Raw genomic sequence first — 12211 nt, forward strand, 5'->3', positions numbered from 1 at the left:
ATTTGTTCGATAAACGTCCCCAAAATCCCTTGCGGGAAAAGTTGTGGTCCTTAACCAATGTAAACCGTCAGCCTCGGCGCAGGCCGAAAGCTGGCGGAAATTACCTATATAGAGGGCTGCCGGTTTACATGGCCGAGCACTGAGGTTCTTCCAAAAAAGGAAGACGTGTCCGCTGCCGACAGCGCGCCTATGGCAGGCACTGTCGGCATGGCCTCATTGCTTGACGGCTTGTGTGGGGGGTCGCAGGCTGCCGCCCATGAAGAGCATCGGTTCTTTGGCATGAAATCTGTGTTATCGCCCCTTATAACCTAGTTAGTTTTATAAATAATGAACTTCTTGTCAACAAGTTATGGAATTGACCTGCAAAACGGGGCGTAATTATCCAGCAAAGCGCAAGAAAAGCGGAGTGCGCATGGAGTGCGGCAGCGCACCCTGCGCCATAAAAAAGCGCCGGGCTTTTGCCCGGCGCTGCTGTCTGGAAGACCTGACAGAGGCGTTTTGGGGTCACACGCTGCGATTGAGGCCCGCAAGAACGCTCATATTGCCTTCTGAATAGCTGCCGAAGTATGAGCTGGCGTTGTTGGAACCGGACCACCAGGCGGCCATGGACTCCACCTGTATGCGTTTGCGCATTTCCGACGGCGATACCTGCATGGCTTTGCGCGCGTCATCAAGGCCGGAAAGGGCCTCGATCTGCTGGTACTGTTTGACCAGTTTGGGGTTGTCGTTGAAAAACTGCTGTATCTTGGCCTGATCCGCGCCGTCGCTGATAACGGTGACGCTGCCGTCGGTATTGACCTGAAGGGTGAATTTTACGTTGGCGTCCACGCCAAGACTGTTCAGACCGCTGTTCAGGGTCTGCCCCAGGCTGCTTTTGTCGAGCACTCCCTGGGCGGCTGTGAGATCGCTGTTATTGACCGTGACCTGAACGTTGCCCGTTGCGCCCAACCTGAGGCTTACGGCGGAAGAATCCACGTTCTGCTTTTTCAGTTGTGCCGCGAGGGTGTCGGCCAGAGCCGTATTGTCCTCAAGCCACTTGTTGACCGCAGTGGCCTGATCGCCTCCATCGCTGGCCACAAGCCGCCCTTCGGCAGTCAGCGTAAAATTCATGGGGGTGGTGGACAGATCGACGCCCATTTCGCTCAAGGCGGCACGCAGTTTCGCGCTCTGGTCGCTGCTGGCGTCAAGCCCGTCCTGTATGGCGGCCTGCGCGGTATTGACCACGCTGAGTTTGCCAGTGCTGCTTACTTTCATGCTCACGGTCGTACTGGCGTCAATGCCGGCAGTGGTGAGGGAAGCGCGCAGGTCCTTGCCGAGGCTGGGATTGGAGTCAAGCCATGCCTGGGCTGCCTTCTGGTCGGCGGCGTTGGAGCTTGAGGCGGTCAGTTTGCCGTCCTTGTCCAGGGCGAAGGTAATGTCCTGAGGATTGCTGATGCCGACCTTGGAAAGGCCGCTCTTGACGCTGTCATTGAAGCTTGAAAGCAGCTGTTCGCGATATTTGGTGATCTGGCTGAACGTCACGCGGCTGTTGTCGGAAAGCCCCATGGATTCCATGGCGTACTTGGTCAGTTCAACCATGCTGGAAAGCTGGCTGGTCATGGACGCGCCGGAATTGAAGAGGCTGCTCAGGCTGTTGGACGAACTGCTGGAGGCGCTGCTGGTTCCCGTGCTCTTCAACTGCTGCCCCTGCCATTGAAGTGGGGCCGAAGTATAGCTGTTGACGCTGGATATGCTCATGGTTCCTCCCGGCAATAATTGCCGTAAAATATCTGCCTGCACAGTAGCAAGATATGGGCCATACTGCGTTTTCACCATGACCGGCCCTGCAAAAGGGACGCTGCGCGCATGTGCGGGAAAAACTTGCCGTAAGAGAAGATGGCGCATACCCCTTGCAATGATGGACAGCCCACATAAAATAGGCTAGAGAGCGAGCATGGCAGTACAATCTTCCATGAATGAAACCGTTGAATTTGACGATTCAGCCCTGGCAAATCAGCTGTTTGGGCCCCACAATGCGCATCTCGACCTGTTGGCTGTGGCCAGCGGGGCGCGCATCACAAGCCGTGGAGCCCGTATTCTGATCGAATCGTCAGATGCGGATGTTCGTCAGGTCTTGTGCAATGTTTTTGTGCAGCTGTATGAATTGCTGCGGGGCGGCCTTGTTCTGAGCCAGCAGGACTTCGCGCGCGCGTATGAGATGCTCAGGGCAGACCCCGGGCTGAACCTGTCGCAGATTTTTCGCGATGCGGTTTTTGTGAATACGCCCCGCAAAACGGTCACGGCCCGCAATGTGGCCCAGCGCACCTATCTTGATCTTTTACGGCGTCATGAGCTGGTTTTTGCCGTTGGCCCGGCTGGCACGGGCAAAACCTATCTGGCTGTGGCCATGGCCCTGTCCATGTTTCAGCAGCACAAGGTCAAACGTATCGTGCTCACCCGTCCGGCGGTGGAAGCGGGAGAACGTCTGGGTTTTCTGCCCGGCGATCTGGCGGAAAAAGTCAATCCCTACCTTCGGCCCCTCTATGACGCCCTGCACGATATGATGCCCCAGCCCAAGGTAGCATCCATGATGGAGGTAGGCTCCATTGAAGTGGCCCCCCTTGCCTTTATGCGGGGGCGCACACTCAATGACGCCTTCATAATTTTGGACGAAGCCCAGAATACCACTCAGGAACAGATGAAAATGTTTCTCACGCGCATGGGTTTTGGCTCGCGGATGGTCGTTACCGGCGATATTACGCAGATTGATCTGCCTATGCAGCCTGGGGGCCAGCGTCCGCGTTCAGGGCTCATTCATGCGCTGAATATCCTTCCTGATGTGCCTGGTTTGGCCGTACACCGCTTCAGCAAAGCTGACGTTGTGCGCCATCCTTTGGTGGGAGCCATTGTAAACGCCTATGATAACGCAGAAAAAGACGGCACGGCCAGCTAGCTTTCTGGCTCTCATACATGCATTGAGGGCGCGGCATCACTGCGGTTGGGGGCTGGCGGCCCTCATCATTACTTTTTTTGCCCTGTCGCTTCTGGCCGGGGCCAATTTCGAAGTGGTGCCCAGAATCTATGTGGCCGGGCAGGTGGCGGATTCGGACGTTGTCGCCGACCGCGACATTCTTGTGGAAGATACGCAGGCCACCAAGGCGCGCCGCAAGCAGGTGCTGTTCTTGCAGCCCCCTGTGTACGACCTGAGCCTGGAACCCTATGTGGCTTTTCAGAACCGCATTGTGGAGATTTTGCGCAGCCTGAATAACGGGGTGGACTACAAAGCCCAGGAAGGCCCTTTGCAGCGCCTGGCCGACGAACTGACCCCGCCCGTGACTGACGAGGTGCTGCCTGAACTGTCGCATCCCGAGGTTCAGTCCTATCTGCTGAAAACGCTGCTGCCCAGCATCCGCGAGCACATGGCCGAAGGGCTTGTGGGCGACATACGTTCGGCCAGGGTCGGACGCAGCGGCGTTATCATCCGCAATCTTGATAATAATACGGAAATCCTGCGCCCCGACGTGACCAACCTGCCCGATGTGCAATCGTTTCTGGCAGAGGTTTCTTCCATTGTCCGGCAGGTTCCCGCCCTGAACGCGCAGTCGCGGCGGGCCATCAATATTCTGCTTTCCGCCACTGTGCCAGCCTCGCTCACGCTTAACCGGGAAGCCACGCAAAAGCGCGGCAACGCCGTCATGAGCATGGTGGAGCCGGTTTACTATCAAATTCTCAAGGGCGAACTCTTGATACGCAAGGGTGAGCGTGTCAGCCGCGAACAACAGATAAAACTGCAAACCCTGTATAAATCCGCGTCCGACCCCATGCATTGGGGCACGGCCATGGGAACCTTTTTGTGTTCCCTGGTCCTGAGCGTCGGTTTTTTTGTGGCGCCCAGCGGCAAGCCCGGAACACCGCTGCGCTGTAAAGATATGCTGCTGATTTCGCTGCTGCTTCTGCTTTTTAGCGTAGGGGCGAAGATTGTCTATGTGCTGGGTCTGCGCATGGACAGCGTGACCTTTCTCAATACCCTGTGCCTGGGCTTTCCCGTGGCGGGCGCCGTGGGGCTGGTGGCCATGGTCTTTGCGGCCCGGCGCTACTGCACCATGGGGCTTTTGCTGTCGTTCTTCACCATGCTCATGTTTCAGGAAGATTTTTACTTCTTTCTGTTCCAGTTTCTTGGGGGCATGCTGGCCACATGGCTTGTGACCAACGCCCAGAGCCGTCAGGATGTGGTGTGGAGCATCGTGCCCCTGACCATAGGCCAGTCGCTCATCTGGTTCGGCACGGCCCTGCTGTCGCAGACAGCCCCGGCAGAACTGCCTGTGCAGCTTGCCGCGGTGGCCATCAACAGCCTGCTGTCGCTGATCCTGCTTTTTGCCGTCAGCCCCGTGCTGGAACTGAGCTTTGGCTACAGTACGCGCTTCCGCCTGATGGAACTCATGAGCCTTGAACAGCCGCTTATGCAGGAGCTTATGGTGACGGTGCCCGGCACCTACCACCATTCGCTGGTGGTATCCAACATGGTGGAAGCCGGAGCCAAGGCCATTGGCGCCAACAGCCTGCTGTGCAAGGTGGCGGCGCTCTATCATGACGTGGGCAAGCTGTCCTATCCCGAATATTTCATCGAAAACCAGTTTGGCGGCCCCAACAAGCACGACAAGCTTGCGCCGTCCATGAGCGCGCTTATTTTGCTGTCCCATGTCAAAAAAGGCACGGAACTGGCCGAACGCTACAAACTGGGCCAAGACATAGTGGATATCATCAGCCAGCACCACGGTACGCGCATCATCCGCTATTTCTACCAGAAAGCCCTCAATTTGGGCGAAAAACCCAGAGAGTCCGATTACAGCTACCTGGGACCAAGGCCGCAGACCAAGGAAGCCGCCATTCTCATGCTGGCCGACTCGGTGGAGGCTTCAAGCCGTACGCTCACCGATCCTACCCCTGCACGCATCAAGAGCCATATTGACGCCATCATCAAGGGGATTTTCTCCGAAGGGCAGTTGGACGAGTCTGAACTGACGTTCAAGGATCTGCATTATCTCAGCGAGAATTTCCAGCGCATCCTTACGGGTATTTTTCACCAGCGTATTGCCTATCCCGACGCCAAGATTCGCGACGTTGCCAGCAAGGTCGGGGGTAAGGCTGACGGCAAGACGGACGCCAAGCCCGAAGGAAAGACCGATGGCAGGCCGGACGCCAAATCCGACGGTAAACCGGATGTCAAATCCGACGGCAAGCCGGATGTCCGGGTGGAAAGCAAGGCAGACGCGCGGCAGGAGCCCAATGGTGAGACCGCAGGCGCTGCCACCCCGGCTACGGGTATGCCAGTGCTTCCCCATGTTCCCGTTGTTACGCCCCATGCCGCAGCGCAGGGCGGAGCGAAGAATGGCGGCGCGGAAAATGTGAAATCCGAAAGAACGTCCACCGCGCCCACAAACGGCGGCCGCCCGGATCTTTCCGCCGCTGCGGCACAGCCAGGCCAGCCCGTCCAGTCGGGGCAAGCAGGGCAGAACCAGACAGGCCAGGCAGGGCAGCCCGAGTCGTCAGGCAAATCAGGTCAGCAAGACCAACCAGGGCAAACAAGTCAAGCGGGCCAGCCAGGCCAGGCATCAGGACAAGTCCAGCCAGGACAGGGCACGCCGCAAAAACCTTCGGACAAAGGGGCGCGGTGACGTTGTTTCCTTCCTCCCTCGCGCGGGCAAGAGGCGGCGGACGGGTTCGCATCTTTTGCCACTACCCTCAGGGCGCTGCCTTCACGCCGCTCCACTGGCGTCAGATGGAAACAGCGCTTGAGGCTATGCTCGAAATTCTTCCGGATGCGGCCCAGAGTGCCGCCGAAGGATTTCAGGTCCCGGCGGAAGTGGAGCTTTTTCTGCTGGACGATGCCGCCATTGCGGATGCCAACGCCAGACATCTCGGCTGCGCAGGCCCTACCAATATTCTTTCCTTTCCCGGCGGGGCGGAAACTCCCGGAGTTTTACTGCTTTCGCTGGACACGCTGTGCAGGGAGTGCCTGCTGTACGGGCAGGATCCGTCCGAGCATGCCGTGCGGCTTCTGGCCCACGGCATGGGGCATTTGTGCGGATTGGATCATGGCCCGGCCATGGACGCCCTTTGTGAACGCTACATGGACGCGGGCTGTGCGGCTCTGTGCAGTGAAGGGAGAGCGGAGCCTGCTGGAGCCGTGTCGTTTTGACGTGGGCAACGGATCGTGGGCGGACGCCCGCCAGTGAAGGCGAGGGCGCAGGAGTTTGCGCGGGAAAATGTCGTTGCGGGTGTGCCGTGACCCATGTGCGGTGACATGCGTAATACGGATCTTACTTGGTTTGCCCTCGGGAAGCACGGATTAACGAGCCTCCTGGAAACGCGCAGTTATTTCGTTTGGCAAGGCGCGAGTTTTTTTGAAGCAGGAGTGGACTCTTCCGTCCTCGACTGTTTCAAAAAAAGTGAAGCAAGTCCGCCAAACGAAATAAATCAGCGTTTCCCTAAAGTTTCGCCAGTGCCTGACAATGCATGTCCCGCAGCTTTCGGGCTGAACTTTCCCCTTTGTTGCGCCATGCCTCGGGGAGGCGCAAATCAAGAAGCACAGCCAGATGTGCAAGAGCCACTGTGCTGACCGGGCTGCCGCTGTCCGCATCCACCAGGCGCCAGAAACGCTGGTCAAGCCCTGATGCGTGAACCCGCCAGAGCAGGTCGCGGCGGGTTCCGGGCCGAAGCATTGAATACATGCCGCCTTTCATATGTTCGGCTGCCGCAAGTGCTCCGGCCCTGGCAAAGCGATCTGGCAGGCGCAGGCGGCGCGCCAGTTCCGCGCTCAGGGCGATGCCACGTTTTTCATGGCCGTAGTGATGCGGCAGCAGGGCAGGATCGGTCTGGATTTTTCCGAGATCATGACAAAGGGCCATCCAGGCCGTCACGGCGTCTCCAGCGACCATGTCCATAATGCGCAGACTGTGGCCGAGAACCGAATTGCTGTGCCATTGCTCTGGGCCCGCCGGAATTCGGCTTGCTTCGTCCAGTTCCGCCAGCCAGGGCCGCAAGGCTTGCCCCTGGGCCAGCACGCGAAAAAAGCGGGCAGGAGCCGGAGCCCCCAGAGCTTTGACAATTTCGCGGCCCACACGTTCGGCGGGCAGAGCGGCAAGATCCGCTACCGAAAGCGCGCGCATCTGCTCAAAGGCATTTTTGTCAATGCTCCAGTCAGGCCAGGCGGCGGCAAAGCGCGCCAGGCGGAAGATTCTTGTGGGATCGCTGGCAAAAGACGTGGGAGAGGCCGGGCGCAGAATACGCCGCCGCAGATCGTGATAGGCCTGCGGGTGCGCATACAGTCTTCCCGCGCTGTCCAGGGCCAGGGCATTGACCGTGAGGTCACGCGCCATGAGGTCGCTTACGGGGCTGTTTCCGCGCAGGGGCATGCATTCACGCCCGCGCCACAGGCAAACATGTACGCTTTTGCCCACACGGCGGGCATCGGGATGAGCATCCAGAAAATCTTCCACAGTGCCGTCAAAGGCGAAATCCAGTTCCGTGGGCGTCCGGCCCACCAGCATGTCGCGCACCGCGCCGCCAACGAGGTAAAGTTCCATGGTCGCAGTATGTCACAGTCATCCACATGAGGGAAGCGAGGAGAGGGCTTCAACGCCAGATTCGCGCCCGCCCGCCATCTGGCGTTTTGGACATGTGGCCTCATGCCTTGATGCCGCCATGCATATGGCCGCCAGCGGCCTGCTTGCGCCGTGGGACAGCGTGCAGTGCGCCGCCCAGAGCGCCGGACGTGGGCAATTGCGGCGCACCTGGTATTCGCCGCCGGGCAATATCTATGTGGCCCTGCGGATGCCTGTGAGCCCGCCTTTTGACGGTTCCGCAGCGGCCCCGGCCACAGCGTTTTTATTGGCGGAAGCCTTGCGGAGCGAGGGCTGGCCTGTGCAGCTCAAGTGGCCTAACGATATTGTCATTGCGGACGCTGACGGGCAGCCCAAAAAACTTGCGGGTATTCTGCTTGAGGAGCGCGGCGGCATACTGCTTGCGGGTATGGGCATCAACGTGGATTTTTCCCCGCCAGCCGCCATATTACGGGCAGACGCCGCCATGGAGGCCACCTGTCTGCGTGACGTTTGCAGGCATGCGGAGGGGCAATATATTTCTACAGCGGAAGCCCTATGGCAACGGCTTGTAATGCTCATGCATTCAGCATATATTGACTGCCACTCATTTTCCGAGCAGTGGAAAAAGCGCGCTGACAGCCTTTTGCTGTGGCGTGGAAAGAATGTGGAGCTGCGCGACGATGGGCGCATTGTGCGCGGCTGGTTGACGGGTTTGAGCCCGGCAGGCGGCCTTTGTCTTAACCAAAACGGACGGCTTGAGGAATTTTTCAGCGGAAGCCTTCTGCTAACCGGCAGAGCAGCAGTAAAGGGTTAAAAGGCATGGCCAACAAGACATTCGCGGAAGTGCAAGATTTTTTGAAGGGTAAGGTAATACTTGTCGCCAACCGGGGCATTCCGGGCAGGCGCATCTGCCGTTCCATCCGGGAACGGTTCGACGCCGTGGCAGCCATGACCGCCACTGATGTGGACAAAACCGCTCCGGCGGCTTCCACCGCTCAGGAGTTGGTCCTACTGGGAGCAGAACCGCGCGCCTATCTGGACATTGACGGCGTCATCGCCAAGGCCAAGCAGCGCGGCGTCGTTGGCATCCACCCCGGCTGGGGGTTCGCCTCTGAAGACACGCGTTTTCCCGCGCGTTGCAAAGAAGCGGGCATTACCTTTATCGGCGCTACCGCCGAGGCCATGAACCTGCTCGGCAACAAGGTTCAGGCTCGGGAAGTGGCGCGAAAACTCGGCATTCCTGTGGTTCCCGGTTCGGACGGCGCAGTTGACATCCCCACGGCCAAAAAGCTCATCAGCGAGATGGGGCTGCCTATCATGCTCAAGGCTGAAGGCGGCGGCGGCGGTCGCGGTATTTTTGCCATTCACAATGAAGCGGAGCTTGAGGACGCCTTTTTCAAGGCTTCCACCATGGCGCAGGCTTCTTTTGGCAACCCGCGCCTGTTTGTGGAAAAATTTCTCGCTGACGTGCGCCACATTGAAATCCAGGTCATTGCCGACATGTACGGCAATGTCTTTGCCTTTGATGAACGCGACTGTACCGTGCAGCGCAATCACCAGAAGCTCATCGAGATAACCCCCTCGCCCTGGTCGGGTCTCTCGCGCAACCTGCGCGAGCGGCTCAAGGACTACTCGCGCCGTCTGGTGCGCGCGGTGGGCTATCACAGCCTGGCAACGGTGGAGTTTCTGGTTACGCCCGACGGCACGCCCTATCTTATCGAGGTCAATACCCGGCTGCAGGTGGAGCACGGCATCACCGAATGCCGCTACGGCATCGACCTGGTGGAAGAGCAGATCGCCGTGGCCTTTGGCGCGGAACTACGCTACCGCGAAGAAAATCTGCGCCCCTCGTACTGCGCCATGCAGGTGCGCATCAACTGCGAGAACCCGCAGGACAACTTTGCTCCCAACTCCGGCCTTATTTCGCGCTACGTGTCGCCCGGCGGCCCCGGCGTCCGGCTGGACTCCAACATCAGCGCCGGGTACGAGTTCCCTGCCAACTACGACTCGGCGGGCGCTCTGCTCATTTCCTACGCCCATGACTGGGAAAAGACCCTTGGCATCATGGAGCGCGCGCTCAGCGAATATGTCATTGGCGGCATCAAGACCACCATTCCTTTCTACCGCCAGCTCATAAAAAATCCCCTGTTCCGCCAGGGCAACATCAACACCAACTTTATCGCCAACCATCCGGAGCTCATGGTTTACACCGACCTTGCTCCCGAGGGCGAACGCCTGTCCAAGCTGGTGGCCGAAATATCCGCCAAGGGTTTCAATCCCTATGTGCAGCTTGGGGAATACCGCTCGGACACCACGCCCTGTCTTGGCCCCTTTGAGCCGGTAATGCCCGCCATCACTTCGGCGCAGCGGCGGCAGCCTTCGCCCTATCCGCAGGGTGACCGTCTGGCTACCCTGGATTACATCCGTGATTCCGGGAAGGTGCATTTTACCGACACCACACCGCGTGATTTCACCCAGTCCAATTCCGGCAACCGTTTCCGCCTCGCCGAGGACAGGCTTATTGGCCCGTATCTGGACAACGTGGGATACTTCTCCATAGAAAATGGCGGCGGCGCGCACTTCCACGTGGCCATGCTGGCCAATATGACCTACCCCTTCACCGAGGCGAAGGAATGGAACCGCTTTGCCCCCAAGACCATGAAGCAGCTTTTGGTGCGCTCCACCAACGTGCTGGGCTATACGCCGCAGCCCCGCAACCTCATGCTCAAGACCGGAGAAATGATCTGTGACCATTACCAGATCATCCGCTGCTTTGACTTCCTGAACCATATTGAAAACATGCGGCCCATGGCCGAAGTGGTTCTTGGCCGCAATGACGTCATTTTCGAGCCCGCCATTTCCATGTCCTGGGCCAAGGGCTTTGACGTGCAGCACTACCTTGGCGTCACGGAAGCCATACTGCGCATGGTTGGCAGCGTCATGGGCGTTGACCCCAAGGAAGCTTCGCGGCACATCATTCTGGGCCTCAAGGATATGGCCGGGGTCTGCCCTCCGCGCTTCATGACGGAACTGGTCACGGCCATACGCAAAGCCTGGCCCGAACTTGTGCAGCACTATCACCGCCACTACACGGACGGCCTGTTTGTGCCCTCCTGCGGCGCGGCGGCCAAAGCCGGAGCTCACATTATTGATGTGGGCCTGGGTTCAGCCGTGCGTTCGTACGGCCAGGGCGACGTGCTGTCCACCATGGCCTACATTGAGGACGAACTTGGCCTTTCATGCCATTTGGACAAGAACGCAATCCGCGACGCCAATTTCGTCTGCAAACAGATCATGCCGTATTATGACCGCTACTGCGCGCCGTACTTCCAGGGCATAGACTATGACGTCACCCTGCATGGCATGCCCGGCGGGGCCACCTCTTCCTCGCAGGAAGGGGCCATGAAGCAGGGCTACATTCACCTGTTGCCCTATATGCTCAAGTTCCTTGAGGGCACGCGCCAGATCGTGCGGTATCATGACGTTACGCCCGGTTCGCAGATCACCTGGAACACGGCGTTTCTGGCCGTGACCGGGGCCTGGAAGCGCGGCGGCGAAGACGAGGTGCGTTACCTGCTTCAGGTGCTTGCAGAAGTGACGCGCACGCCGGAAGAGGATTTGTCGCAGGAAATGCGCAAGGCCCGTCTGCACATCTACCGTGACTGCAACGATGCCTTCCGCAATCTTCTGCTTGGCAAGTTCGGCAAGTTGCCCCTGGGCTTCCCCGCGGACTGGGTGTACATGAGCGCTTTCGGCGCGGAGTGGAAAAACGCCGTTGCCAGCCGTACCGAGGCTTCACCTCTGGATTCGCTGGTGGACATAAACCTGTCTGCGGAAGAAAAGGCCTGTGGCGACATTCTCAAGCGCAAGCCCAATGACGAAGAGTTTGTGCTCTACCTCAATCACCCGGCGGACGCCCTCAAGACCATACAGTTCAAGGCCAAGTTCGGCGATCCCAACAACCTGCCCCTGCACGTGTGGTTTGAGGGTCTGAAGGTTGGTCAGGACCTGTACTTCAACGACAGCAGCGGCAAGCCGCACCATCTCCAACTGTTGAGCATATCCGCGCCCAATGAGACCGGCATATCCATCTGCCGTTATGTGCTGGACTCCGAGTTCATGAGTTATGACGTGCAGGTGCGCCAACCCGTGGGGACGGCCGTCAAGGGCGCTCTTATGGCCGATCCTGCCAACCCGTACCATGTGGCCGCGCCAAGCAATGGCGATCTCTGGGTCATGTACGTGCACCCCGGAGACGTGGTCAAGGCTGGCGAGGAACTGTTCAACGTGTCCATCATGAAGCAGGAAAAAGCCGTGCTCGCCCCTGTGGACGGCATGGTCAAACGTGTGCTGAAAACCGCTGATTTTAAAGAAAGCAAACAGATGGTTTCTGTGCGCGAGGGTGAACTCATTGTGGAACTCGGCCCTGTGCCGCGTGTGTGCGCCAATGAAGCCTGCGGGCAGCCCATTCCCATGGAAAACATCACCTTCTGCCCCTATTGTGGTTCAAAGGTCAGTTAGGGAAACGCTGATTTATTCCGTTTGGCGTCGTTGCTTCACTTTTTTTGAAACAGTCGAGGACGGAAGAGTCCGCTCCTGCTTCAAAAAAGATCGCGCCTTGCCAAAGG

The 12211-nt window shown here is 58.7% G+C and carries 7 protein-coding genes; 5 read left to right on the forward strand and 2 right to left on the reverse strand.

Going from position 1 to position 12211, the window contains the following annotated elements; genetic code table 11:
- Positions 1-504: 504 nt before the first annotated feature.
- Positions 505-1737, reverse strand: coding sequence for a hypothetical protein (locus tag DESU86_RS12290; RefSeq protein ID WP_179981306.1), 1233 nt, complete (start codon positions 1735-1737; stop codon positions 505-507).
- A 196-nt stretch (positions 1738-1933) separates the two neighbouring features.
- Here DESU86_RS12290 and DESU86_RS12295 point away from each other — a divergent pair, with 196 nt between their 5' ends.
- The 3 genes from DESU86_RS12295 (at position 1934) to ybeY (ending at position 6178) form a co-directional block, all read left to right on the forward strand.
- Positions 1934-2932 (forward strand): PhoH family protein, encoded by a 999-nt coding sequence (locus DESU86_RS12295; RefSeq protein WP_179981307.1) that lies wholly within the window; start codon positions 1934-1936, stop codon positions 2930-2932.
- Positions 2898-5654 (forward strand): HD family phosphohydrolase, encoded by a 2757-nt coding sequence (locus tag DESU86_RS12300; protein ID WP_232088362.1) that lies wholly within the window; start codon positions 2898-2900, stop codon positions 5652-5654. The genes DESU86_RS12295 and DESU86_RS12300 overlap by 35 nt, the downstream gene beginning before the upstream one ends.
- Positions 5655-5779: 125 nt before the next feature.
- Positions 5780-6178 carry an rRNA maturation RNase YbeY gene (ybeY, locus tag DESU86_RS12305; RefSeq protein WP_232088363.1) on the forward strand — a complete coding sequence of 133 codons (399 nt, stop codon included), beginning with the start codon at positions 5780-5782 and terminating at the stop codon, positions 6176-6178.
- A 289-nt stretch (positions 6179-6467) separates the two neighbouring features.
- Here ybeY and DESU86_RS12310 read toward each other — a convergent pair whose 3' ends face one another.
- The gene (locus DESU86_RS12310) at positions 6468-7565 is read right to left on the reverse strand and encodes an HD domain-containing protein (protein ID WP_179981308.1); all 1098 of its coding nucleotides are present in this window, start codon (positions 7563-7565) and stop codon (positions 6468-6470) included.
- On the opposite strand from DESU86_RS12310, the gene DESU86_RS12315 reads away from it, so the two are divergent.
- Positions 7564-8397, forward strand: a complete 834-nt coding sequence (locus tag DESU86_RS12315; protein WP_179981309.1) for a biotin--[acetyl-CoA-carboxylase] ligase — start codon at positions 7564-7566, stop codon at positions 8395-8397. The two genes, DESU86_RS12310 and DESU86_RS12315, sit on opposite strands and share 2 nt — an antisense overlap.
- A gap of 5 nt (positions 8398-8402) precedes the next feature.
- Entirely contained in the window at positions 8403-12104 is a 3702-nt protein-coding gene (locus DESU86_RS12320) for a pyruvate carboxylase (protein WP_179981310.1), read from the forward strand.
- Positions 12105-12211: the final 107 nt, after the last annotated feature.

This window comes from Desulfovibrio sp. 86 (assembly GCF_902702915.1).
Classification (GTDB): domain Bacteria; phylum Desulfobacterota; class Desulfovibrionia; order Desulfovibrionales; family Desulfovibrionaceae; genus Desulfovibrio.